This is a genomic window from Marinomonas lutimaris (genome assembly GCF_019426345.1).
GTDB lineage: Bacteria > Pseudomonadota > Gammaproteobacteria > Pseudomonadales > Marinomonadaceae > Marinomonas > Marinomonas lutimaris.
Genome location: NZ_JAHLLW010000002.1, coordinates 253,921 through 279,092 on the forward strand (window position 1 = coordinate 253,921; position 25,172 = coordinate 279,092).

The window sequence follows — 25,172 nt, forward strand, 5'->3', positions numbered from 1 at the left end:
AATACAGGGTATAATCACGTTTTTTAACATAAAAAGGTAGAGTAATGTTATCAGCGTACCCAGAGCTTGTTGAATTTCTTCCGTGTGAGTCTCCTGAGGCATGGGTAAATTGGGCTCTAGAAAATCAAACTCTGCTATTAAATGACCATGCTCACTGTGAGAAAAAAGCGGCTTCAACGGCTATGAGTCTAATGTATCGCTACGTTGATCGCGATAACTTGCTTCATAAAATGTCTCGTTTGGCCCGTGAGGAATTATTGCATTTTGAGCAAGTTCATAAAATTATGCGCAAACGAGAGATTACTTACGATCACTTGTCGGCCTCACGCTATGCTGACGGTCTTCGCAAACACATTCGAACCCATGAACCTGCGCGTCTGGTTGATACTATGATTATCGGTGCTTTTGTTGAGGCACGTTCTTGCGAGCGTTTTGCTGCCTTGGCTCCGCATCTTGATGAAGAGTTGTCGAAGTTTTATATTTCATTGCTAAAATCAGAAGCAAGGCATTTTGAAGATTACCTTGAGCTTGCAAAAGAATATTCAAACGAACCAATTGATGATCGCGTGGCTTTTTTCCGCGATTTAGAAGAAAAGCTTATCACTGAGCCTGATGAAGAGTTCCGTATGCACAGTGGCCCACCACAAGCTTGATGTAAGTTACAAAACGCCACAATCTACTTTCGCATCTTAATGGTGTCTTTTCATCAGGGTGCTACACTCATATTATTGTCAGAGTTTCTGGAGAATATAATGGGCATTCATAAGAGCGAAACCCTGTCAGATGTTACGTATTGGCTTGCATTGGAAATTGCGAAAGTAGACCCTTTGGTAGACTTGGACGTGATGTATAAAGGATCTCTTGAGCTAGATTTCTTGTACCAATTGCTTACTTGTAAAGTGCAGCAATATTGGTGGCAAGCTTACGGTATTCAATTGAGTCCGGTGATTGTTAATAATGCCTTTTTTCGTGCTGTAGCAATGCTGCACAATCGCAATGTTGAATTTAGTCGATCTCGTAATTCAGAAGAAACGCTTTGGGTGAGAGAACTTTTGAATCGTTAAATGAGCATTAAAAAATGCCAGCTTAAGCTGGCATTTTTGAGTAGTGCTTTTCAAAATGACGAGTGCGATATCTAATAAAGCGTTTCTTTATGAATCGCTTCTAGTCCAGCTAATCCGTTCTGCAAGAAATTATCTACAGAAGCTTTGCTTTGAGTGTAGGTATTACCTTCAATGCTCGCTAGCCAGATAGAGTCATCCCAATCACCAAGTACACAGCGCAGATGCTGATCGCTTTTGTGTACATTAGGGCGATGTGTGTGACCATGTATCAATGTTTTGCAGTGGTGTTGCGCTAAAGACTCTTCAACAGCCGATGGCGTGATGTCCATGATTAATATGGATTTATCAGATGCCATTGATTTGCTGTCATTGCGAAGTTGGGCTGCTAACGCGACACGTTGCTCAAGCGGCAAAGCAAGAATATGTTCCTGCCAAGCGCTGGAGCGTACCGTTTTCCTGAATGCTTGGTATTCAGTATCTTCCAAACAGTATTCGTCACCATGTGTTAACAGCACAGCGTTATCTTCAAGAAGTAACTTGGTTTGTTCTTGAATAAGCGTAGCACCAACACGACTGATCCAATCGCTACCTATCAAGAAGTCTCGGTTGCCATGTAAAAAGTACAAAGCGATTCCAGACTCAGACAGCTCAGTTAAGGCATTTTCTATTTCAGTATTCCAATTTGCCTGATAATCGTCACCGATCCAAGCTTCGTAGAAATCTCCTAAAATATACAGTGTTGCCTTTTCTTCACGTGCAATAAGCTCTTTACTCATTTGTACAAACGCTCGGATTAAATCCGGGCGTTTGTCACTTAGATGTAGATCTGAAATAAAATAACGAATCATTAGCCTTCGCTTTTTACCAGTTCAGCGCTTTCAATGATAACGTCTTCAGCAGGAACGTCTTGGTGTCCTGACTTCATTGTTGTTTTCACTTCTTTGATTTTGTTAACGATGTCCATACCGGCGGTTACTTTACCAAATACTGCGTAGCCCCAACCATCTGGTGTTTTGCTGCGGTGGTTTAGGAAGCTGTTGTCTGCAACGTTGATGAAAAACTGCGCAGAAGCCGAGTGTGGGTCCATGGTGCGAGCCATCGCTAATGTGCCAACTTCATTTTTAAGTCCATTGTCTGCTTCGTTTTCAATTGCAGTACGAGTTTCTTTTTGAGTCATACCTGGTTCAAAGCCACCACCTTGAACCATGAAGCCATTGATTACACGATGGAAAATAACACCATCGTAAAAACCTGAAGTTACGTAGTCTTCAAAGTTTTTAGCAGATTTAGGCGCTTTTTCGTAATCTAGTTCAACGTGAATGTCACCGTGATTTGTGTGTAGAATAATCATTTAAGATTCCTTGTTTAATTAATAGTAAAGTGTCGTTTATCTAATCAATGTTGAGCATTTTATGTGTTTGTAAGCTAAGACGCCACCGTGGATGCGATAAACAATAATGTAAAGTGGCTTGTTGAGTGTCAACGAGTGGAATTTGATCTGCTGTTAAGTGACTTTGATCCATCGGTTGAAGGTAAAAGTGCTGAAAATTTAGCTTTTCAAATAAATCAGGTGAAATATGTGATTGTGGATATACCAGCTTGAGTTCATTGCCTTTGGTTACAACTAAGGGTTTAGCTGTTTTTGGGCTAACACATATCCAATCAATCCCATCGGGTAATACCATAGTGCCATTCGTTTCAATCGCGATGGTATAACCGTATCGCTTCATTTCAGCAATCAGCTCGGTATCCAGCTGAAGAGCAGGTTCGCCGCCAGTAAAAACAACGTATTTGTGTCCTTGACCTTCCGGCCAAAGCGCATCTATATGGGCCCGTAATAGTTCGGCGGTTTTGAATTTTCCGCCATGTTGCCCATCTGTACCGATAAAATCGGTGTCACAAAACTGGCATTCGGATTTAGCGCGTGTTTTTTCTAAGCCAGACCATAAATTACAGCCGGTAAAACGACAAAATAGAGCAGGGCGTCCAGCATGCGCACCTTCGCCTTGTAACGAATAAAAGGCTTCTTTAATAGAATACATTTGGTTATACCTATTACATACTGACAAGCAGCATCTCGAAAAACAGTCGAGGTAAGGGTTATAACTTTAGTTGATAATTTAATCGCCAAATTGGGGATTTGTGGAACAAAAACCAATCGGCACTAAAACAAACACACTAAAATCAGGAATAATTCTTTGTCTAACTTCTTGTTTAAGCTTCGTAATCCAATGGATCTGTTTGGCCTTGTTCTGCAAACGCTTCTAAACGTTCGTAGCAAGCGCCACATTTACCACAAGATTTTTCGCGACCATTGTAACAAGTCCATGTATTGGCATAGTTAAGGTTCATATCCAATCCGGCTTTTAAGATCTCACCTTTTGATGAATGTAAAAATGGCGTGACGATTTCTACAGACTGATAATTGGCAATTTTAGATACCGCGTTCATCGCTTCCACAAATTCTGGACGGCAATCAGGATAAATATGGTGATCGCCTGAATGAGCACCGTAATAGACTTTGCCTGCTTCTAATGAAACGGCATAAGCAATCGCCATAGAAAGCAAGACCATGTTGCGATTTGGCACTACGGTAGACTTCATGTTGTCGTCTTCGTAATGGCCTTCTGGAATTTCTGCATCACTGGTGAGCGATGAGTTTGCCATTAGGCTATTGATTGCGGTGATATCGACAACTTTATGGGATACGCCTAATTCACGGCAGGCTCGTGCGGCGACTTCTAATTCTTTACTGTGCTTTTGTCCGTAGTTAAAGGATAAAGCATAAACATCCAATCCGTTTTGAATTGCTGTATTCAGAACGGTAAATGAATCCATTCCTCCTGAATATACAACGACGGCTTTTTCAGACATCTTTTGGCTCCTCAAAATAAACCTCATTAGCCTCTGTAAAAATTACAGTAGCAAGGCGAGGGTTGATAAAGCGCGGAGTATAGCAGACAGCCAATCATTCAAACTAGAAATCTAAGAGGAAATAGGGCTTGTAACCACTTAAGCTTTGCGATAATTTTATTTGCGTAACTGGTTACCTATTTTTTTATGTTTTTTATTAATCGAGTTTGTATATTGGAAATCGTATGGAACAATTTGGAGTATTAACACTAGGTAGTCGATTGAAGCGGTTAAGTGATCACTTGTTTATTCAAGTACAAGAAATCTATTCCCAGTGCGATATACCTATTTCAGCAACCTACTTCCCCATCCTTAGGTTATTGCAAAAAACAGGCAGTTTGTCCGTGATGGAAATTGCTGAACGCTTGCATCTAAGTCATCCAGCGGTGAGCAAGCAAACGACTAAGATGATCAAAGAAACCTTGTTAGAGAAAATAGTGGATGAGCAAGATCAACGAAGATCTTCCTTGCACCTTTCTGAGTTTGGCTTAAATGCTATGCAGCGCGTGGAGCCTGTCTTACAAGAAATGAAAGTTGTCCTTGAAAAAATGACGTGTTTTTCTAGTGAAAATTTTATGGATGGTCTGTCTTACCTAGAATCGCAGGTTTTAAGCGGAAGTTTGGCTGACAAAGTATTGGATCGTTTAGGGTCTATTGAGATTGTCTTACTGGAACGTCAGCACGAAAAAGCCTTCTATGATCTTAATATGGCTTGGCTTGAGCGTTATTTCCCAGATCAGATCACCGATAAAGATCGAAGTATATTGCGAAATCCGCAACAAGAAATTATTGAAAAAGGCGGAGTGGTTTGGGTAGCAATTCGCAAAACAAAATCGGCCGATTCAGTCGTTGGAACTATTGCTTTTGCTTCTATAGAAGATGGTTCTTCAAATAATAAAAAAGGCGAAGTGTTTAAATTGTCTGTTATTGAGCATGCTCAAGGAAAAGGAGTGGCTCAAGCTCTACTTTCTACAGCCATTGCATTTGCCCGCCAACAAAGTTTTTCGGTGTTGTCGCTAGAAACTGCTTCATGCCTAAAATTAGCAAGGCGTCTCTATGATAAAAATGGCTTTGTTGAGAAAGAGTTCCCCGCTCCTTCTTTGTACGCAAGAGCGGATGTTTACATGGAAAAATCATTAATATTAAATACGTATCGAGATCTTTCATGAATACAATGCAAGATATGCGTCGAGGCGCTGTAGCTTCCATTCCTATGATTATTGGTGGCATTCCTTTTGGTTTGCTGTTTGGTTCGTTAGCATCCAGCTATGGATTGAGTCCTTGGTTTGCTGTTGCTATGTCGGCCTTCGTGTTTGCTGGCTCTGCACAATTTGTCGCACTTGGCTTGATCGCATTACATGCACCCATCTGGGTAATTGTTTCGACAACTTTTATCGTTAATCTACGCCATCTTTTGTACGCAGCAGATCTAGTTAAGTTTGTGAAACATTTACCTATGTCGATGAGAATTGTCATGGGCTTTGGTCTGACTGATGAAACTTATGCAGCGGTTCGCCCCATGTATGAAGTAGGTTCAGCGAATGAAAAAAATGGACATAAAGTCTACCTCGGTTCGTTTCTCTCGTTTTATGTAATGTGGAATGTGACCACGGTTTTGGGTGTACTGTCTGGTGAGCTAATTCCCGGGATGAGCGAATGGGGGTTGGAGTTCGCTATGGTTGCCACTTTCATAGGCATCATTACACCATATTTGAAACATAAAGCTTTTTGGTTGTGCTTGTTAAGTGCTGGTGTGTCGTCAATTATCCTATCTGATTTGCCAAATAATTTAGGGCTGCTGGTCTCTGCGGTAATCGGTGTGGCAATGGGATTTGTGAGTGATTCTTCTAATAAAACAATTTCAAAATCAGAAGCAAGTATGCAAGAGGTAAGCAAATGACTTTGTGGCAAGGGACTATCATTATTCTTGGCATGTTTGCTGTGACCTTTGGCGTGAGGTTTGTTTTGTTTGCACGAGCAGATAAAGTTGTCATGCCTACTTTTATTGAAAAAGCGTTGAAGTTTGTTCCCGTTGCGGTTTTGACAGCCATCATCACACCGATGATTTTGATGCCAACGCAGCAGATAGATATTTCGCTATCTAACCCTTGGTTACTTGGTGCGTTAGCGGCTTTTGTTGTGGGTATTTGGCGTCAGCAGCAATTGCTAACTATTCTAGTGGGCGTTTTGGTTTTTTTCGTGGCGAAATACGGATTTTCTTTATAAAAAAGAGAAAAAGGCAGAAAAGATTTTCTGCTCAATATCCCATGGAAACCTAAATACTATATACTTGCCGATCAAAGTAACAATATTGTTAGACCAACACTTATCGGGACTTACATCAAACATGTCAGAAACGTCTAAACCAGGTAATTTCATTACCCAAATCATTGATAAAGATAACGAATCAGGCAAGCATGGCGGTAAGGTTCTTACTCGCTTTCCACCTGAACCAAATGGCTACTTACATATCGGCCATGCTAAATCTATTTGCCTTAATTTTGGCTTAGCGCAGCGTTACAACGGTCAATGTAATCTACGTTTCGATGACACTAACCCAGAGAAGGAAAGTGTTGAATACATTGAGTCTATTAAGCGTGATGTTGAATGGCTTGGTTTTGAATGGAAAGGCGAACCTAAGTTTGCTTCAGACTATTTTGATCAGTTATTTGATTTTGCTGTGCAGCTTATTCAGGCAGGCAAAGCTTATGCTTGTGAACTTAATGCTGAGCAAATGCGGGAATACCGTGGCACCCTAAAAGAGCCAGGTAAAAATAGCCCATTCCGTGATCGTACCGTTAAAGAAAACATGGCTATTTTTATGGACATGAGAAATGGTAAATACAAAGATGGCGAAGTGGTTCTGCGTGCTAAGATTGATATGGCGAGCCCAAATATCAATATGCGCGATCCGATCATTTATCGTGTTCGCCATGTGCACCATCACCAAACAGGTGACAAATGGTGTGTATACCCAATGTATGACTTCACTCATTGCTTGTCTGATGCATTGGAAAACATTACTCACTCTGTATGTACATTGGAATTCCAAGATCATCGTCCTTTGTATGATTGGGTATTGGAGACGTTAAAAACAGCTCATCCACAGCAAATTGAATTTGCTCGTTTGAACTTAAACTACACAGTGACAAGTAAACGTAAATTGAAGCAGTTAGTGGATGAAAAGCATGTACATGGTTGGGATGACCCACGGATGCCTACGATTTCTGGTTTGCGTCGTCGTGGTTATACATCTTTGTCCATCCGTAACTTCTGTGAACGTATTGGTGTGACCAAGTCTGACAGTGTTGTGGATGTTGGTATGCTAGAACATGCTATTCGTGAAGATTTGGATGCAAGCGCAAATCGCGTCATGGTTGTGCTAAATCCTATTAAGGTGACCTTGACCAACTACCCAGCAGACAAAGAAGAAATCTTCACTGTTAGCAATCATCCGAAAAACGAAGATGCTGGCACTCGTGAAGTGCCGTTTAGCAAAGAGTTATACATAGATGCTGCGGATTTTGCCGAAGTGCCTCCTCGTAAATGGAAGCGTTTGACACTTGATGGTGCTGTTCGTCTTCGTGGCGGTTACGTCATTACTTGTGATGAAGCGATTAAAAACGAAGCGGGCGAAGTGGTCGAATTACTTTGTCGCTATGATGAAAACACGCTTGGTGTGAATCCAGAAGATTACAAACCAAAAGGTGTGATTCATTGGGTGAGCGCAAAACATTCAGTAGATGCAACAGTTAATCTTTATGATCGTTTGTTCGTAAATGAAGCGCCTGATGCAAATTATGAAGATAAGAATTTCTTAGACTTTATTAATCCAGAGTCTTTGACGGTATTGACAAATGCTAAAGTTGAGCCATCTTTGTTGGCGTCTGACAAAGGTCAAGGCTTCCAGTTTGAGCGTGAAGGGTACTTCTGTCGCGATCTGAAAGAAGACGGTATGGTATTTAACCGTACTGTGACATTACGTGATTCTTGGGCGAAAATCGAAGCAAAAGGAAATTAATCGCATGTTGAAGATTTACAACACCCTAAGCGGGAAGAAAGAAATTTTCAAACCCATTGAAGAAGGCAAAGTGGGTATGTATGTCTGTGGTAACACGGTATACGACTTCTGCCACATTGGACATGCTCGCGCGATGATCTCCTTTGATATTATTTCGCGTTTTATTCGTCATCTCGGTTATGAGCTGAATTACGTTCGCAACATTACCGATGTTGATGACAAGATCATTAAGCGTGCAGAAGAAAATAACGAATCAACGCAGTCGTTAACTGAGCGTATGATTGCTGCACAGCGTGAAGATGAACTGCGTCTTGGTAATAAAATGCCAGATCGTGAGCCAAAAGCCACTGAGTTCATGCAAGAAATTATCGATATGGTGCAAATCCTTATTGATAAAGGTTTTGCTTATCAGGGCACTTCAGGTGATGTTTATTATCGAGCCACTAAATTCAAAGATTACGGTAAGCTGAATAACCGTAAGCTTGAAGATATGTTAGCTGGTGCGCGTATTGATGTTGAAGTAGCCAAAGAGCATCCAGCAGATTTCGTTTTGTGGAAACAAGCGAAAGCTGGCGAAGTATCTTGGCCTTCTCCTTGGGGTGATGGTCGTCCTGGTTGGCACATTGAATGTTCTGCCATGTCGACTAACTGTCTTGGTAGTCATTTTGATATTCATGGCGGCGGGCCTGATCTTAAGTTTCCGCATCATGAAAACGAAATTGCTCAGTCTGAAGCAGCGACTGGTAAGGATTATGTTAACTACTGGATGCACTGTGGTGCGGTTCGTGTTAATAACGAAAAAATGTCAAAATCTTTGGGTAACTTTTTTACAGTGCGCGATGTCTTGGCTAAGTTTAACCCTGAGGTGGTTCGTTACCTGATGGTTTCAAGTCAATATCGTAGTGCGATTGATTACTCCGATCAAAGTTTGATGGAAGCTAAGGTTGCTCTAGAGCGTCTTTACACTGCATTGCGTCAGCAGCCAGTTGCTGAATCATTTGAGCCGACAGTCTTCACTGAGCGCTTTGAAGAGGCTATGAAAGACGATTTTAATACAGCGGTTGCTGTTTCTGTGTTGTTTGAGCTAGTTCGCGAACTAAATAAAGCAAAAACAGAAGATGCAGACAAAGCGTTAGTGTTGGCGGCAGAGTTACGCTCTTTGGCAGAATTGCTTGGCTTGTTGTATCAAGATCCAGAGTACTTTTTGCAAAACAGCACTGTGTCTGAGGGATTGGATGAAGCTGCAATACAGGCTTTGATCGACGAAAGAACGCAAGCTCGCAAAGATAAAAACTTTGCTCGTAGTGATGAGATACGTGATGAGTTGGCTGGTCAAGGAATTGAACTTCTCGATAGTCGAGAAGGGACAACTTGGACCAGAAGTTAAGGTATTGATCTAAAACGAAAAAGGCGATGGGATCATCGCCTTTTTTATTGTGTGATTAGTTTACGTTAGTCTTTGTCTTTAGCCACTTTAACCGCTAATACGTCGCATGGTGCGCCGTGAAGAACGCCATTTGCTGTGGATCCTAGTAATAGAGCAAGACCGTGACGACCATGACTTCCAACTACAATCAGATCGACTCGTTTCTCTTCGGCTATGCGGTGTATTTCGCTTTCTATGCCGCCTTGAGAAATGCAGCTTTCTTGAACAGGAACATCCAATTGAGCTTCAAGGATGGCAATTCGCTCTTTGGCTGTTTCTTGTAGTTGTGCTTGGATATCTGTGATATCGATTGGGACATCACCACCATAGGCATAATTGAGTGATTCAATAACATGAAGTATGGTAAGTTCCGCACCCGTTGCTTTGCAAAGTGCAACGGCTTTGTTAGCTACCTTGATACTTTCATCGGTTAAGTCAACAGCGAGTAGAATTCTGCTATACATCATAGAACACCTCCAAATTTGGCTCGATTTATTTATTTTAGTTTAAAACTAGAGAGACATTAAAATATGACCGCTCTTATTGTTATTTTCATTACATTATCTTTAATGGGGTCAGCGTTATGGATTATGCCTCCTAAAAAAGAGCGTCAACGCATGGCTTTACGTATGCATGCTCGAAAACTTGGTCTCACAGTTCAGCTTACATCAATTGATCTCCCTGACAAGTGGGATAAATCAATGAATAGGCAAAAAACAATTGCTTATGCTTTTTACCGATTGAAGCCTGTGACTTCCTTGCCAGATTGTATTTGGCTGCTACCTTATGAGGTATGGAAATATAATGCCTTGCTTGATGGGTGGTGGTCTAGTGAATTATTTCCATTGACTGCTGATGCCCAAAAAGTGTTGGAAAAACACGGGGCATTGCTTGTGGCGATAAAAATAACACCAGAGAGTGTGTCATTGTATTGGGATGAGGCAGGCGATGAGTTGGTCTTGGATGAGTTGTCTACACTAATATATTCATTGGTAGAGTTAAAAAGCGTCACGTAATTGCGTGACGCTGAAAGGCTTAAGAGTTCTTAGGGATTTCTAAGTTTTGAAGGAGTTCGCTCAATACGTCTTCTGGGTTGTCGCTGTCTTTCATTGCTTCAATTTTAGGTGACAGTATTTGTTTCATTCGATCTGTTACGAAGTTTTTGAGAGTATTTTTTTCTGGTCGTTCTGTTGCGTCTGATTTAATGTGTGACAATATTACGCCATACAGGGTTTGTGCAACGCGCATATCTCCGCTGGCAAAGTTTTTATTTGCTTGAACCATTTGGCGGTTTAGTTGAATCCACAAATTGAGCCAGCGAAGATATTCATAACAGGCTTGATAGTGTGTGTTACTTATACGTCCTTTGCGACGTAAATAAAGTAACATTTTAGCCAGTTTCGTAAGGCGTTCTTTATAATTTGTTTTTTCTTGGAAGCTAAAAAGATCGGGCTCTGGGTTAAATTCAATCGGATCGTTATCTCGACCTTCTTCGGCGGTTGCAATGCGTACTTCGATCTTTTCAGGATCATCAGAATATTGCAGAAGCTCTCGAAGTGTGTCTAGATAGAAATCATAAAGCACATCGGTGGCAATGGTATCGGTATTAATATCCTTTAAACCGCGGATATGTTGCTCAACGCGATCCGCACGATTTGATAGTTGCAATTGTTTTACGCGTCTTTCAGTAATTTCTTTTTCTTTTTGATGTGCGCGTGATCCAATGACCACAGACAAAAGTACAATAATGATCAAAATTGCAATTGTTAATATTTGAAGGGTAGCCATGATTGTCCTTAAGCAACGAATTCAGTATGTTAAATAAGAAATACTAAGTTCAGCAAGATTTAATATGTGAAACAATACAGGGATCGCTTGTCATATAAAAGGTGTTTGCTTAATATCAGCGCCCCTAGAGATTAAACTTCGTGCAACGTGGATTTGCAGACCTACTTTATTAAAAGGCTTACACAGTTCAATGGGAAAATCACTGGTTATCGTGGAATCGCCAGCAAAGGCGAAAACCATCAACAAATACCTAGGTAACGACTTTATTGTCAAATCGAGTGTGGGACACATTCGTGACTTACCTTCAGGTACAACTGCCACCTCTACGCCTCAAGAGCGTGCAAAGCAAGCTGCTTTGACGCGTAAAATGAGTCCGGAAGAAAAACTTGAGTATAAAAGTAGCAAAGCGCGTAAACAGTTAATTTCTAGAATGGGAGTTGATCCAGAGAGTAACTGGAAGGCTCACTACGAAATTCTGCCGGGTAAAGAAAAGGTTGTTGATGAATTAAAGCGTTTGGCAAAAAATGCTGACACCATCTATCTCGCAACCGATTTGGATAGAGAGGGAGAGGCAATAGCATGGCATCTTCGTGAAGCCATTGGTGGTGATGATAGCCGCTACAAGCGAGTGGTATTTAACGAAATTACAAAAAAAGCCATTAAAGCAGCATTTGAAACACCATCCGAATTAGATATGGATCGGGTGAATGCTCAACAAGCTCGTCGTTTCTTAGACCGAGTGGTTGGCTTTATGGTGTCGCCGCTACTTTGGTCAAAAGTGGCGAGAGGTTTATCAGCTGGCCGAGTTCAATCGGTTGCTGTGCGATTAATTGTCGAGCGCGAAAAAGAGATTCGTGCGTTTATTCCTGATGAGTTCTGGGAATTGGATGCAATGCTTGCGACGCCATCGAAAGAGGTTATTAAATTCGAGGCTGCAAAATACCAAGATAAAGAATATCGACCCGTTAACAAAGCGCAATCTGATGAGCATGTTGCTCGTTTAAATGATGCGAAATACCTGGTTAGTAGTCGAGAGGACAAGCCAACAAGCAGCAAACCATCTGCGCCGTTCATTACTTCTACGTTACAACAAGCGGCAAGCACTCGCTTGGGCTATGGTGTTAAGAAGACCATGATGCTTGCTCAGCGCCTGTATGAAGGTGGTTATATCACTTACATGCGTACTGACTCGACCAATTTAAGTGTTGATGCGGTAGAGGCGTTGAGAGGCTATATTCTTTCCAACTTTGGTGAGGCTTATTTACCAGCTGATCCTATTCGTTACAGTAGCAAAGAAGGCGCTCAAGAAGCGCATGAAGCCATTCGGCCTTCTGATGTGAATGTGTGTGTGGATGATTTACTTGGCATGGAAAAAGACGCGCATCGCTTGTACGATTTGATTCGTAGCCAATTTATGGCCTGCCAAATGACGCCTGCGGAATACACCTCTACAACTATTACTGTGACCAGTGGTGAATACGAGTTTAAAGCCAAGGGACGTATTTTGCGCTTTGATGGTTATACTCGCGCTATGCAGACGGTTGCTAAAAAAGGCGAAGATAATATTTTGCCAGACGTGGGGCAGGGTGAATATCTGGCACTTAAAGAGTTATTTCCTGAGCAGCATTTTACTAAACCTGTAGCGCGCTTTAGTGAAGCAAGTTTGGTTAAAGAGCTTGAAAAGCGCGGAATTGGCCGCCCATCAACTTATGCCTCTATCATTTCTACGATCCAAGATCGTGGTTATGTGCGCGTTGAAAATCGTCGTTTTTATGCTGAAAAAATGGGTGATATCGTTACTGAGCGCTTGGTCGATAGCTTTAATTCTTTGATGAATTTCAGTTTTACGGCTCAAATGGAAGAGCAGCTAGATGATATTGCTCAAGGTAATAAAGATTGGATTAAAACGCTTAATGCGTTTTATAAAGATTTTAGCTCGGTGTTAGCTAAAGCAGAATCGCCAGAAGGCGGCATGATGCTAAATGAGCCAACGCCAACAGACATAGAATGCCCAACCTGCTCTCGACCAATGCAGATCCGTACTGCGAGTACAGGTGTGTTCATGTCTTGTTCTGGTTATGCCTTGCCTCCAAAAGAGCGTTGCAAAGCAACCATCAACTTGACTCGTGGTGATGAAGCTATTGCCGTAGATGATGAAGAAGGCGAATCGAAAGCGCTTATTAATAAGCATCGATGCAAAATTTGTGGCTCGGCCATGGATAGCTATTTAATGGATGAGCATCGTAAACTTCATGTTTGTGGCAATAATCCGGCTTGTTCTGGTTACGAAGTAGAAACTGGTGTCTTTAAAATTAAAGGCTATGATGGCCCGACTCTTGAATGCGATAAGTGTGGATCAGAAATGCAGCTTAAAACTGGCCGTTTTGGTAAGTACTTTGGCTGTACTAACGATGAGTGTAAAAATACTCGTAAGTTACTGAAGAGTGGTGAAGCTGCGCCACCGAAGATGGATCCAGTACCAATGCCCGATCTTGCTTGTCAAAAAGTAGAAGATCACTATGTGCTTCGTGACGGTGCAACGGGTTTGTTTTTGGCGGCAAGTCAATTTCCACGTAAACGCGAAACTCGTGCACCGTTGGTTGAAGAATTGCTCCCATACATGGATCAAATAGATCCTAAGTATCATTTTTTTGCAAAAGCGCCTAAAAAAGATTCTGAAGGTCGCCCAGCCATCATTCGATATAGCCGTAAGACGAAAGAGCAATATGTCATGACGGAAGAAGAAGGCAAGCCAACAGGTTGGAAGGCATTTTATGTTGGCTCTAAATGGGTGATTGAGGAAGGTAAGAAAAAATGAGCGGAGCCAGTTTAGCTAGCTTAACCAATCAAAAACTCGATACGGCAAGACGCTTTATTAAGCAGAGTCAAGACAGTGATGAGGCATGGTTAAAAGTCGGGCTGGAAAGCTCGGCTATTTTTCAGTTAAGAAGTGCTCTTAATGGTTTGCTGAAAGAAGTCACTGCCGCTTATTCGTTATCTGGGTCGCTGGATGTTGTTAAGTTATTGGCTGAGTCAGAAGATAAGCAAATTGTTATTCCTGTATTGGCAGAGTTGGCGGACTTGTCTTCGCGAACAGATTCCTGGTGTTCTCAGTTGAATCAAGCGTATTTGGTTCAGTTTGAATGCCGTTCTTCTATGTCATCAGTGGTGCAAAGTGACAATCTGATTGGCCGTGGAAGTGATGCGGGTGCGTCTGTGAGTTTCTATTTGACCAAGTTGGTCGAATTGGTATTACGTTTTAGAGAAGAGTCATCAGAGTATTGAATATGAAAGAGTCCTACCTAGAAATTGTTGAGCTGGATAATGGCGATATTGTGCTGCGTCCAGCCAGTGAAGATGGTGAGGAAACCGTTCCATTAGCAACATTACAGATTTCAGATGATACTCGATCTTATTTAAAAGACCGTTATTTTGAGTTGGCAAAATGTATGTTCCATGCGGGCATTGATTTTGTATATTCAGATGATTCGTTTTTTGATGAAGATTCAGAGTATATTGATGACGAAGATTTCCGTCCTAAGATTTTGCACTAAATCATCTTTGATGATGTCGATGGAATGAAGTATGAACTGAAATAAAAAAGCGAAGCCTAAGCTTCGCTTTTTTATTTACAAGGTGCGGATTTGGAGGCTCTTACTTAAAGCCCTTGACGAATCACACCAACAGATAAACCTTCAATGGCGAACTCTTCGCTTTCAAGGTCGACAATGATGTCGTTGAATTCTTCATTCTCTGGAATTAGTCGAACGATACTGCCTTTTTGTTCGAAGCGTTTAACCGTTACTTCGTCACCAATACGGGCCACGACAATTTGGCCGTTGCGCACTGTGGTGGTTTTATGGACGGCTAATAGGTCTCCTTCCATGATTCCGATGTCTTTCATGCTGGTTCCCGAGACAGACAAGAAGTAATCGGCTTGAGGAGAGAACATGTTTGCAGGGATGTTCACATGGGAAGCAATGTTTTCCTGAGCTAAAATAGGGTAACCTGCAGCGACTTTGCCGATAACAGGTAAGCCAAGGTCCGCTGTTGGGTCGTCATTTGAAGCACGATCAATTAAGCGTATTCCCCTTGATGCGCCAGACAGCATCTCTATTGCACCTTTTTTACTTAAGGCCTTTAGATGCTCTTCGGCGGCGTTAGGAGATTTAAACCCAAGCCGGCGCGCTATTTCTGCTCTAGTCGGTGGAAAACCTGTTTCACTAATAAATTCGCGAATGGTTTCTAGTACGTCAGATTGTCTTTTGGTTAATTTAATCATAGGTTATCTGGTTGTTTATACAGTTACTGTTATTATATACAGCATTCCTAACTATACTCAATGATATAAATGCTTTCAGACGAACTAAAAAAACAGATTCAACTTGCATACCGAGCATCTTTGGATGCGAAGTCCCATAAACCAAGGGCTGGACAGCGCCAGATGATTGGTGCGATCGCTCGAACCTTGGGTAACATTAAGCAAGGCTCGGAAGGTGAGCGCCTTGAAGAGAAGCATGTTGCCGTTATCGAGGCTGGAACAGGCACGGGTAAAACCTTGTCTTATTGTCTTGCGGCGATTCCTATCGCAAAAGCCCGTGGCCTCAAACTAATTATTTCTACTGCAACTGTGGCGCTTCAAGAGCAGATCTTACATAAAGAATTGCCTGATTTGCTTGAGCATACAGAGCTGACTTTTAAATACACTCTTGCGAAAGGGCGAGGGCGTTATTTATGCTTGAATAATCTTGAGGGGTTTCTGAGCTCAGAAGAGCAGTCAATGGACGATATGTTTGCTGGGCTTTTTGAGCAACATCTACATTCAGATGATATCAATACGGTTCTATATCAAGAAATGGACGCAGCTTTGCAAAAAGGCGATTGGGACGGTGATAAAGATAATTGGGCTGGCATCGTTCGAGATCAAGATTGGCGTCGCTTAACCACAGATCATCAGCAATGCACTAACCGTAATTGTGCTAATTATTCTGCCTGCCCGTTTTTTAAAGCGCGTGCTGAAATCGAAGTGGCTGATGTGATTGTTGCCAACCATGATTTGGTATTAGCGGATTTGTCATTGGGCGGTGGAGCGATTCTTACCCCGCCAAAAGAAACCATCTATGTTTTTGATGAGGGTCATCATCTTCCTGATAAAGCGATAGGGCACTTTCGTCATGAAGTTCGTTTGCAGCAAAGCATTACTTGGTTGCGCCAGTTGGAAAAAAATCTGGTTAATTTGAAGCAAGAGCTAACAGGCGATGTTAGTTTAACGGGGCAGTTATTATTAAAAATCCCTCAGCAAATCCAAAGCATTGTTAACTTCATCCAATACGCACAGCAAGGTTTAGCTCCTTATATTCAGGGCTTGGGCTTGGACCAAGAAAATAATCAACACCGATTTGAATTCGGTCAGATTCCAGATGAGCTGCGTCAGTTGTCTTATAGTTTGCAAACGTCTTATCAAAAATTATTCAACAACATTGAAAGTATCCAAGACGAATGTAAAAAGACTAAGCAAAATGAAGGGATGGGCGTGACTCCTGAAACAGCGGAAACTTGGCAGCCTATTTTGGGTGTCATTCTTGGTCGATTAGAGCAATGTGTGGGGCTATGGCGTTTGTATTCTGCCGTAGATGATCAGAACTACCCACCTAATGCTCGTTGGTTGGTTTTATCTGGTCAAGGTATGGAGCAAGATATTGAACTCGGTGGTTCTCCTATTCTTGCGGCGAACACGTTAAAGCAGCAATTGTGGGATAAATGTTTCGGTGCTGTTGTTACGTCTGCTACGTTAACGGCACTTAATCAGTTTCATCGTTTTAATATGCGCTCAGGTGTGCCTCGCGAGAGCGAATATCTGCGGGTTATTAGTCCGTTTAATTTTCAAGAAAATGGTCTTTTAGTGGTTCCAGATATGGAGAATGAACCTAATAGAGTAGAGCAACATACCGCCGAAATTGTTGCTTATTTAGATAAGCATGTTAATACGGAAAAGGGCAGTTTGGTGTTGTTTTCGTCTCGACGTCAAATGGAAGAAGTGGCTCAGTCTGTTTCAGCTGGATTGCAAGAGATACTTTTGATGCAAGGTGAGCAATCTAAACGAGTTATTTTAGATTCGCATAAGTCTCGTATCGATGACGGAAAGGGGAGTTTGCTGCTAGGTTTAGCCAGCTTTGCCGAAGGTGTGGATTTGCCAGGTGATTATTTGACCTGCGTATATATCGCCAAGATTCCTTTTGCGGTGCCGGATGATCCTGTTGAAGCAACCTTAGCCGAGTGGATTCAAAAGCGTGGTGGTAATCCATTTATGGAGATAACCATACCGGATGCCTCTTTACGCTTAGTGCAGGCAACTGGACGGTTACTAAGAAGCGAAAAAGACACGGGGGAAATACATATTTTGGATAAGCGCTTGCGGACTAAACGTTATGGTTTGCAGTTAATTAATAGCTTGCCGCCGTATAAGTATCAGTAGCTTTGGAAGGTGCAAATAACAGATTTTTATCCACATGCTGAGATAAGATGTCTTATTCGTACCTTCTCTAGGTTCAACAAAGCGTAAGCAAGGGGTGATAAAGCTTTACCAATTAGGTACACTCCTTGCAAAGATTATTAACCTCAAAACACAATAGAAGCGTATAGATTCCAATATGGAAAACCAAACTCAAGAAGCACCATCAGAAACCACAGCAAAACCAAAACGTACACGTCGCCCAAATAAGCGTCCAAGAAATAATGATGATAGTCCTGCAAGTGTTCAAGCTAATACACAAGTAAGTAATGAGACAAAGCCTGCAGGGAATGCAAACTCTAAAATTTGGTCCATAGAAGATTTTCCTGTTGCTGATGTTGAAGGCAAGATGCGTTTCCACGACTTAAATCTTCCTGATCGAGTGATTAAGTCTATTGCTGAAATGGGTTTTGAATATTGCAGTGAAATCCAAGCTGAAACCTTGCCAATGACATTGTTAGGTTATGACATTATTGGTCAGGCTCAAACCGGTACAGGTAAAACAGCTGCTTTCTTAATTGCGATGATCAGTGATTTTCTTGATTATCCTCTTGAAGAAAAACGAGCGAATAATTTTGCACGTGGTCTGATTATCGCACCAACTCGTGAATTGGCGATACAAATCGCTGACGAGGCAGTCAAGCTAACGTCGAACTGTCATTTGAATGTTGTGACTTTAGTTGGCGGCTTGAGTTATGAAAAACAAAAGATCGCATTAGAAACTGAAAATGTTGATATTTTGGTTGCCACACCGGGTCGTTTGTTAGATTTTGCCCGCAGTCGCAAAGTGCAACTGGGTAAAGTGGAGTGCTTGGTGTTAGATGAAGCTGACCGCATGTTGTCTATGGGTTTTATTCCAGATGTAAAAAGCATTATTCGTATGACTCCGCATAAGGAAATAAGACAGACGATGTTGTTTAGTGCGACTTTTCCGAAAGATATTCAAGCACTGGCACAACAATGGACTTACTTCCCTAAAGAAGTGTCTGTTGTCCCAAAAGAAGCGACAAACCAAAATATTGATCAGGTTATTTATACTGTTGAAGCAGATCAAAAATGGCCAGTATTGCAACAGTTGATCGAAAAAAATGGCGGCCAACGCACTATTATTTTTGCTAACCGCCGTGATGAAACTCGTGATCTTTATGAGCGTTTACGCAAAGCCAATATTAATTGTGCGATATTGTCTGGCGAAGTTGCGCAAGATAAACGTGTGAAAACCTTGGCAAACTTCAAAGAAGGTATTATCCAAGTTCTTGTGGCAACGGACGTTGCTGGACGTGGTATACACGTAGACAACGTTGAATTAGTTGTAAACTATTCGTTACCTGAAGACCCAGAAGATTATGTGCATCGTATCGGCCGTACTGGTCGTGGTGGTGAAACGGGTAAATCTGTGAGTTTTGCCAGTGAAGACGATGCTTTCATGATTCCTGAAATCGAAAGAGTCGTTGGTGAGAGCATCCGCTGTGAGTACATGGTTGATACATCTCTATAAATATCGCTTAATTTTTAAGTGAGATAAGATGAATTTAGAACACCATTTTGCAAGTTTGGGTGAGGCATTTTCTTCGAAAACCCTTATCCAGCCACTTCTAGAGCAGCGATTGGTTGAATTTAACCAATCGCTCGCTACTTTTTTGTCTATTAATATTAAATCTACCGAAACTAAACGCCTTTTGAGTGGCGAAGAGACTTTGCCTTCTAGCATAAGTATGGTCTACGCGGGTCACCAGTTTGGTGGCTTTTCACCTCAATTGGGTGATGGTCGTGGTGTATTGTTGGGGGAAGTTCGTGGTCAAGATGGCCTTTTGTATGATTTGCATATGAAAGGGGCTGGGCCTACGCCTTATTCTCGACGCGGGGATGGTCGGGCTGTTTTGCGTTCTTGCATTCGTGAGTATTTGGCCAGTGAGGCAATGACTGCTCTATCGGTGCCTTCTTCTCGTGCTTTGGCGCTTTATGACAGCCGAGAAGCAGTGTATCGAGAAACGCCAGAGGCCGGGGCTATGCTGCTTAGGGTTGCACAAGGGCATATCCGCTTTGGCCACTTCGAATACTTTTTCTATCAAGGTAAGCAAGCGGAACTGGATCAGCTTATTGAGTATTGCCTTGAACACTATTATCCAGAGTGTTTGGCAACGGATTCCCCTCTAGAAAGCATGTTGACAGAAGTGGTGAAACGTACCGCTAGAATGATTGCTAAATGGCAAGCTGTGGGTTTTCAACATGGCGTCATGAACACGGATAATTTTTCTTTTACTGGTGAGACGATTGATTATGGTCCTTATGGCTTTATGGAAGACTATGAGCCAGATTGGATTTGTAATCATTCAGATCATGAGGGGCGTTATGCTTTTTCTCGTCAGCCGGGTGTGGGTTTATGGAATCTCAATTGCTTGATGCGGTGTTTTTCAAAGCATCTTGAGCGTGATCAGCTTATCGCTATTTTGCAATGTTATGAGCCAGAATTGCAGACTCATTATGATTCATTGATGATGAGCAAAATGGGATTAACTTCTACGCAAGATGTGCATGAATTATTGCCAGCGTTGTTTACAATATTGGCCGCTGAAAAAATGGATTACACAGTGTTTTTCCGTTTATTAAGTCACTATGAACAAGGCGAATTCGCATTTTTACTGGATGAAGTAATTGATCGAGAGCGGCTGTTAGCTTGGCTTGAGCGTTATGAATCTGTGCGAATGAAAAGTGGTGTGGAATGGGCTCAAGTGAGTGCTTCCATGCTCTCAGTAAATCCGAAGTTTATTCTAAGAAATTATTTGGCTCATGATGCGATTCTTGCCGCAGAGCAAGGGGACTATTTGCCCTTTCGCCATTTATTGAACGTGCTCACCCATCCATTCGATGAGCATATGGAGTCTGATGCGTTGGCGCAAAGGGCGCCAGAGTGGGGTAAGTCATTAGAAGTGAGTTGTTCGTCTTAGTGTTGTTCGTTTTTATATAGTAAGACGATATTTTTTAAAGAGAAACGGTCATTATGAAGCATTCTGTGTGTGTATTAGGTGGTGGTAGTTTTGGTACTGCCTTGGCAAATATTATGGCCAAAAATGGTCATCAAGTTAGCCAGTGGATGCGTAATGAAGAGCAGGTTGAGGAAATCAATCTGACAGGGCTGAATAGTCGTTATTTGCCTAATGCTCCTTTGCATCGTGAGTTATTGGCGACAAGTAATCTAGAACAAGCAATCCGCGATAGTGATACGATTTTTGTATCAATTCCTTCTAAATCGTTTGAACAGGTTGTTCAGCGTATTGAGCCTTTATTAACAGCGGATAAAATATTAATTAGCACGACTAAAGGTTTTAATCCAAATCGATTTGAACTTATGAGTGATGTTTTGCGTCGAAACCCTATTACTCAGAAAATTGGCGTATTGAGCGGTCCAAACTTAGCGAAAGAAATCGCGGCAGGGCAGATGACAGGAACAGTAATTGCCAGTGCGGATGACAAAGTTCGTCAGCGAGTTATTGAGCTGTTGAAGTCTCCTACTTTTAGAGTATATGAAAATACCGACAGCACCGGTGTTGAATTGGCTGGAGCGTTGAAGAACATTTATGCGATTGTATGTGGTCTTGCTAAAGCTCTAAATGTTGGCGAAAACACAATGTCGATGATTATGACTCGAAGCTTAGCTGAAATGAGTCGGTTTGCTGTACATTTTGGTGCTAACCCGATGACATTTCTTGGTTTGGCAGGAATGGGAGATTTAATTGCAACTTGTACATCACCTTTGAGTCGAAACTATCGTGTCGGATTTGCTATTGGTTCGGGTCACGACTTAGATGAAGCCATTGGTGGGATTGGTGAGGTCGCGGAAGGAGTTAACACCTTAAAAATGGTGGTGGATGAAGCGCATAAACATGGCTTGTACATGCCTCTTGCGGAAGGTTTATCTAAATTATTATTTGAAGGCGCTAAGCTGGAGTCATTGATTGGTTCGATGATGACTGGCGAGCAAAAATGGGATGTCGAATTTGCGACAAATGAGGGGAATAAGAATGTCTAAGCCAGGTTATGCTGATCAAGGTTTTTGGTTTCGTGTGATTTTTATGCTGCTGTATTGGGTGGTTTTGAATATTACTATCACTGTATTTGGTGTTTTGCTTGTTTTGGTAAGCTTGGTGAAATTAGGCTCCAAACATGAACCCGTTACATTGTCTTCTTGGTTAAAAAGTGTGACGGCTTTTATCGGTCAAATTTTCTCATTTTTGTCTTTTGAGTCAGAAGAAAAACCTTTTCCATTTCAGCCATGGCCTCAGGTGAATACGGATGAAGAAGCTTAAGCGCCTATATGTCTTGCGCCATGGCAATGCTCAACCATATGGTTATGACCATGATGAGCGTCGTGAGCTAACAGAGCTAGGGGTGGCTGAGGTGAAAACAGCGGCCCGTGCTTATCGTAACAAAAGCGAGATGTTTGATGTGGTTTTTGTCAGTCCCTATATTAGGGCGCAGCAAACAGCAAAAGTTTTTTTGGCTGATCTTGATGTTTCTGTTGAGGTGAAAGATTGTCCTCTAATTACACCAGAAGGCCAAAGTATGGATGTGGCTAATTGGCTAAATGATCAGCCTTATGATTCTATTTTGCTAGTGACTCATCAACCTTTTGCTCATCAGTTTATAGATTTTTTAGTTGATGAGCCCTTGCCTGTTAGTTTTGCGATGACAACAGCGACGTTAGCTTCTGTTGAAGGTGAGTTTTTTGCCGGAGCATGCTGTCAATTTCGTTGGTGTGTTTCACCATCATAAATTATTTAATTGAATTTAATGGGTTGGTTAAAAGCAAATATGGGAAATGAAATCGTTTATAAGCTCGCGCATACTGAAATTGCAGCGCTTCAATGGTTACCTAAAAATACATCAGCGCTTAAAGTGTTGTCGCTGCATGGTTGGCTTGATAATGCGGCCACTTTTTCTAATTTATCTCCTCATTTGTCTGATTTTTCTCATGTTGCGTTAGATCTTGCAGGACATGGTTTGTCTTTACACCGTCCAGCGGGAAGTTTTTATCATTTATGGGATTATGTTTTGGATGTGGTTTCTATTTTGAACCAGTCCAAGCAAAGTGTTTGGTTGATTGGTCATAGTATGGGAGGGGCTGTTGCTATGTTGGTGGCGGCTATTGCTCCTGATAAAGTTCGTGGGCTGATTGTGCTTGATAATATGGGGCCGTTAAGTGGCACACCAGAAGATCGCGTGGTGACGTTGCAGCGAGCGGTTAATAAAATGGCAAAATATCGCTTAGGTAGAGACACCAGCTATCCAACCAAAGAAGGTATGGTGCTTGCTCGTATGGACGGTTTCACTCAGTTATCTAAATCTGCGTCGAAAATGCTAGTGGAGCGTGGTGCAAAGCAGAACGTTGATGGAATTTGGACGTGGCGTCATGATGGTAAATTGACTTTTCCTTCGCCATTTCGGATGGATGAAGAAAGTGTTCAGGCTTTTATGCAAGAAATTAAATGCCCAACTTTGGCTTTGGTCGCTAAAGACGGGATTTATCAAAATGATCATCAGTTAGTGGAAAAGCGTGCGGCTCAATTCCCATGGATAAAGTTGAAATGGCTTGAAGGAAATCACCATTTTCATCTTGAACCAGATACTTGTTTTGCAGTAGCGACTGAGATCCAGCGATTTATTGATCAAAACTAATGCGTAACCCATCCTTAGCTAGGATGAAAGGAAGGTTGTATGGTTAAATTTCGTGTTGTGTTATGTCTATTGGCTACTTTTAGCAGTGTTTCTTTTGCTGGGATTTTAGGGATTGAACCTTATCGAGATGCACAGTTAGTTAAAAGTAATTCTCAGGCTGAACAATTTGTCGAGATTCCTTTAAGTAAAATTCGTCGTGCTGGCAGTGGATGGGAGCCTGAGACAGTTATTCGCTTGAAAGGTGACTATTTCTCTTCACTATACAAAATCAATCGCAATGCACTTTTGTCTGATGTTTATGCTCATTACCGTTCGCAGATGTTAAGTGATGGGCGTAGTGTCTTATTTGAGTGTGATAGTCGTAGTTGTGGTAGTAGCAATGCTTGGGCGAATAATTTCTTTGGCGATTATCTCTTGTATGGTTCGGATCAAAGTCAATTTTTACTTGTGGTGAAGAATAAGCAAGATGTCTATCAGGTCTTGTACCTTAATCGTCGCGGCGCGGGCGATGTTATGGTTCGTTTGGATGAAGTGAAATCTACTGAAGCGAACGACACAGAGTTTGAAATTGTTGCTCAAATGGATGCCCAAGATATTCCTAGAATACGTCGTTTTGTTAATGACTTACCTGCAGGACAAAATGTGGTTGGTTTTGTAACTAGCCAGAAAACAGGAAGTTTAAGTGCAATAGAGAGGGGGGATCAACTTATCTCAACTTTATCCGCGGGGTTAGGGGACCGACTCAAAACCAAGGTTAGGTTTATTAATTTAGCGGATCTGGGGCTTGTGTCTCTTGGTGTTAATCGTATCTCTTTTGTTTATGTGCGTCCTTAGGCGGTAGTAGTGAATATGAAAAAAACGGTTGCTCTTGTTTTGGGGAGTGGCGCAGCGCGTGGTAATGCGCATATTGGTGTGATCCAAGCGTTTGAAGATCGTGGATATGACATAGTGAGTATTTCTGGCTGCTCTATTGGCGCTATTATTGGTGGTGTTTTTGCTGCGGGTAAACTGCCTGAATATCGTGAATGGGCAGAATCATTAGACAGAATAAATGTTATTCGTCTATTGGATATGTCTATATTGAACGGTGGTTATGTAAAAGGTGATCGCTTTTTTGAGAAAATTCAAGAAATGATAGGGGAACCAACTATTGAGTCTCTGCCTATAGCCTACACCTCTGTTGCGGTCGACTTATTGAATCAGAAAGAATTTTGGTTTCAGCGTGGCGATTTGATAAACGCTATGCGAGCATCCTCTGCTATACCGTCTCTAGTGCTGCCTGTTACGCTTAATGGTCAAATGTATGTTGATGGTGGGGTGTTGAATCCTTTGCCTATAATTCCTTCTGTGCCAGCTGGAGCGGATTATATTGTCGCGGTTGATCTTAATGGTCCTGCCGAGCGTGTTATTGATAGCGTCTCTGATAGTGATCCAGAAGGACCTGCTTGGTGGTTGAGCACTAAAGGTTTTTTTGGCAAAAACAAAGATGGATTGGAAGAGAAAGCTAAGTATTCGCCAGAAAGTTGGGGAAGGTTACAGACCATTAATATGATGTTTGAGACTATGCAAGAGTCTCTTACTCAGTATAAATTAGCTGGCTATCCACCAGATTTACTTATCTCTATACCTAAGGATATCTCTGGCTTCTATGAGTTTTGGCGAGCTAAAGAGTTGGTTGAATTTGGTTATGAAACCGCTTTAAAAGCGATTGATGGTCTTGAGTCGCCAAAGTCTAGCTATTTTTCTTTCCCTAAAGGCTATTAGCGTTTGCTT

The 25,172-nt window shown here is 41.8% G+C and carries 27 protein-coding genes; 20 read left to right on the top strand and 7 right to left on the bottom strand.

The annotated features are described in order from the left end of the window. Positions 1-44: 44 nt before the first annotated feature. Both KPL72_RS04080 and KPL72_RS04085 read left to right on the top strand, forming a co-directional pair. Entirely contained in the window at positions 45-653 is a 609-nt protein-coding gene (locus tag KPL72_RS04080; RefSeq protein ID WP_219701966.1) for a MiaE family protein, read from the top strand. 99 nt (positions 654-752) lie between these two features. Next, on the top strand, positions 753-1,064 hold the full coding sequence (locus tag KPL72_RS04085) for a hypothetical protein (RefSeq protein WP_219701967.1): 312 nt from the start codon (positions 753-755) through the stop codon (positions 1,062-1,064). Between the two features lie 71 nt (positions 1,065-1,135). On the opposite strand, the gene KPL72_RS04090 is transcribed toward KPL72_RS04085, so the two are convergent. The 4 genes from KPL72_RS04090 to queC form a co-directional block, all read right to left on the bottom strand. After that, positions 1,136-1,912, bottom strand: a complete 777-nt coding sequence (locus KPL72_RS04090) for a UDP-2,3-diacylglucosamine diphosphatase (protein WP_219701968.1) — start codon at positions 1,910-1,912, stop codon at positions 1,136-1,138. Then, positions 1,912-2,415 (bottom strand): peptidylprolyl isomerase, encoded by a 504-nt coding sequence (locus KPL72_RS04095; RefSeq protein WP_219701969.1) that lies wholly within the window; start codon positions 2,413-2,415, stop codon positions 1,912-1,914. The genes KPL72_RS04090 and KPL72_RS04095 overlap by 1 nt, the downstream gene beginning before the upstream one ends. 40 nt (positions 2,416-2,455) lie before the next feature. Next, entirely contained in the window at positions 2,456-3,106 is a 651-nt protein-coding gene (gene queE, locus KPL72_RS04100) for a 7-carboxy-7-deazaguanine synthase (RefSeq protein ID WP_212918757.1), read from the bottom strand. 172 nt (positions 3,107-3,278) lie between these two features. After that, complete coding sequence (queC, locus tag KPL72_RS04105) at positions 3,279-3,938, bottom strand: 7-cyano-7-deazaguanine synthase QueC (protein WP_212918758.1); 660 nt, start codon at positions 3,936-3,938, stop codon at positions 3,279-3,281. A gap of 224 nt (positions 3,939-4,162) precedes the next feature. On the opposite strand from queC, the gene KPL72_RS04110 reads away from it, so the two are divergent. The 5 genes from KPL72_RS04110 to cysS all read left to right on the top strand — a co-directional run bounded on the left by KPL72_RS04110 (position 4,163) and on the right by cysS (position 9,385). Then, positions 4,163-5,146 (top strand): bifunctional helix-turn-helix transcriptional regulator/GNAT family N-acetyltransferase, encoded by a 984-nt coding sequence (locus tag KPL72_RS04110; protein WP_219701970.1) that lies wholly within the window; start codon positions 4,163-4,165, stop codon positions 5,144-5,146. Then, positions 5,143-5,877: an AzlC family ABC transporter permease gene (locus tag KPL72_RS04115; protein WP_219701971.1), complete on the top strand. Its 735-nt coding sequence runs from the start codon at positions 5,143-5,145 to the stop codon at positions 5,875-5,877. Before KPL72_RS04110 ends, KPL72_RS04115 begins: the two co-directional genes overlap by 4 nt. Beyond that, positions 5,874-6,203 carry an AzlD domain-containing protein gene (locus tag KPL72_RS04120; RefSeq protein ID WP_212918761.1) on the top strand — a complete coding sequence of 110 codons (330 nt, stop codon included), beginning with the start codon at positions 5,874-5,876 and terminating at the stop codon, positions 6,201-6,203. Before KPL72_RS04115 ends, KPL72_RS04120 begins: the two co-directional genes overlap by 4 nt. Positions 6,204-6,324: 121 nt before the next feature. Beyond that, the gene (locus KPL72_RS04125; RefSeq protein ID WP_219701972.1) at positions 6,325-7,998 is read left to right on the top strand and encodes a glutamine--tRNA ligase/YqeY domain fusion protein; all 1,674 of its coding nucleotides are present in this window, start codon (positions 6,325-6,327) and stop codon (positions 7,996-7,998) included. Positions 7,999-8,002: 4 nt separating this feature from the next. Then, positions 8,003-9,385: a cysteine--tRNA ligase gene (gene cysS / locus KPL72_RS04130; RefSeq protein ID WP_219701973.1), complete on the top strand. Its 1,383-nt coding sequence runs from the start codon at positions 8,003-8,005 to the stop codon at positions 9,383-9,385. 65 nt (positions 9,386-9,450) lie between these two features. Here the strand turns inward: cysS and KPL72_RS04135 are convergent, their stop codons facing one another. After that, positions 9,451-9,891: a universal stress protein gene (locus KPL72_RS04135; RefSeq protein WP_212918764.1), complete on the bottom strand. Its 441-nt coding sequence runs from the start codon at positions 9,889-9,891 to the stop codon at positions 9,451-9,453. Between the two features lie 63 nt (positions 9,892-9,954). Here KPL72_RS04135 and KPL72_RS04140 point away from each other — a divergent pair, with 63 nt between their 5' ends. Continuing rightward, positions 9,955-10,440 (top strand): hypothetical protein, encoded by a 486-nt coding sequence (locus KPL72_RS04140; protein WP_212918765.1) that lies wholly within the window; start codon positions 9,955-9,957, stop codon positions 10,438-10,440. 19 nt (positions 10,441-10,459) lie between these two features. On the opposite strand, the gene KPL72_RS04145 is transcribed toward KPL72_RS04140, so the two are convergent. Further along, a complete protein-coding gene (locus tag KPL72_RS04145; RefSeq protein WP_212918766.1) occupies positions 10,460-11,212 on the bottom strand; it encodes a DNA topoisomerase I in 753 nt (250 codons plus the stop codon). Between the two features lie 190 nt (positions 11,213-11,402). Here KPL72_RS04145 and topA point away from each other — a divergent pair, with 190 nt between their 5' ends. Genes topA through KPL72_RS04160 form a run of 3 tightly spaced genes read left to right on the top strand, consistent with a single transcriptional unit; the run spans position 11,403 to position 14,766 of the window. Then, the gene (gene topA, locus KPL72_RS04150) at positions 11,403-14,030 is read left to right on the top strand and encodes a type I DNA topoisomerase (RefSeq protein WP_219701974.1); all 2,628 of its coding nucleotides are present in this window, start codon (positions 11,403-11,405) and stop codon (positions 14,028-14,030) included. After that, positions 14,027-14,497, top strand: a complete 471-nt coding sequence (locus KPL72_RS04155; protein ID WP_219701975.1) for a DUF6586 family protein — start codon at positions 14,027-14,029, stop codon at positions 14,495-14,497. The genes topA and KPL72_RS04155 overlap by 4 nt, the downstream gene beginning before the upstream one ends. Positions 14,498-14,499: 2 nt before the next feature. Further along, on the top strand, positions 14,500-14,766 hold the full coding sequence (locus tag KPL72_RS04160; RefSeq protein WP_212918769.1) for a hypothetical protein: 267 nt from the start codon (positions 14,500-14,502) through the stop codon (positions 14,764-14,766). A 104-nt stretch (positions 14,767-14,870) separates the two neighbouring features. On the opposite strand, the gene lexA is transcribed toward KPL72_RS04160, so the two are convergent. Then, on the bottom strand, positions 14,871-15,494 hold the full coding sequence (lexA, locus tag KPL72_RS04165) for a transcriptional repressor LexA (protein ID WP_212918770.1): 624 nt from the start codon (positions 15,492-15,494) through the stop codon (positions 14,871-14,873). A gap of 69 nt (positions 15,495-15,563) precedes the next feature. On the opposite strand from lexA, the gene dinG reads away from it, so the two are divergent. From dinG to KPL72_RS04210, 9 genes are all read left to right on the top strand, one after another. After that, positions 15,564-17,687: an ATP-dependent DNA helicase DinG gene (gene dinG / locus KPL72_RS04170; protein WP_219701976.1), complete on the top strand. Its 2,124-nt coding sequence runs from the start codon at positions 15,564-15,566 to the stop codon at positions 17,685-17,687. Positions 17,688-17,862: 175 nt separating this feature from the next. Continuing rightward, positions 17,863-19,221 (top strand): DEAD/DEAH box helicase, encoded by a 1,359-nt coding sequence (locus KPL72_RS04175; protein WP_212918772.1) that lies wholly within the window; start codon positions 17,863-17,865, stop codon positions 19,219-19,221. A gap of 28 nt (positions 19,222-19,249) precedes the next feature. Continuing rightward, positions 19,250-20,671 carry a protein adenylyltransferase SelO gene (locus KPL72_RS04180; protein WP_219701977.1) on the top strand — a complete coding sequence of 474 codons (1,422 nt, stop codon included), beginning with the start codon at positions 19,250-19,252 and terminating at the stop codon, positions 20,669-20,671. Positions 20,672-20,724: 53 nt separating this feature from the next. Then, a complete protein-coding gene (locus KPL72_RS04185; RefSeq protein WP_212918774.1) occupies positions 20,725-21,753 on the top strand; it encodes an NAD(P)H-dependent glycerol-3-phosphate dehydrogenase in 1,029 nt (342 codons plus the stop codon). Continuing rightward, entirely contained in the window at positions 21,746-22,030 is a 285-nt protein-coding gene (locus tag KPL72_RS04190; RefSeq protein WP_219701978.1) for a DUF4389 domain-containing protein, read from the top strand. Before KPL72_RS04185 ends, KPL72_RS04190 begins: the two co-directional genes overlap by 8 nt. Further along, entirely contained in the window at positions 22,017-22,496 is a 480-nt protein-coding gene (gene sixA, locus KPL72_RS04195) for a phosphohistidine phosphatase SixA (RefSeq protein WP_219701979.1), read from the top strand. The genes KPL72_RS04190 and sixA overlap by 14 nt, the downstream gene beginning before the upstream one ends. A 39-nt stretch (positions 22,497-22,535) precedes the next feature. Further along, on the top strand, positions 22,536-23,399 hold the full coding sequence (locus KPL72_RS04200; RefSeq protein ID WP_249422092.1) for an alpha/beta fold hydrolase: 864 nt from the start codon (positions 22,536-22,538) through the stop codon (positions 23,397-23,399). Between the two features lie 39 nt (positions 23,400-23,438). Next, on the top strand, positions 23,439-24,233 hold the full coding sequence (locus KPL72_RS04205) for a DUF4892 domain-containing protein (RefSeq protein ID WP_212918778.1): 795 nt from the start codon (positions 23,439-23,441) through the stop codon (positions 24,231-24,233). A 15-nt stretch (positions 24,234-24,248) separates the two neighbouring features. Then, positions 24,249-25,163, top strand: a complete 915-nt coding sequence (locus tag KPL72_RS04210) for a patatin-like phospholipase family protein (protein WP_212918886.1) — start codon at positions 24,249-24,251, stop codon at positions 25,161-25,163. Positions 25,164-25,172 lie beyond the last annotated feature (9 nt).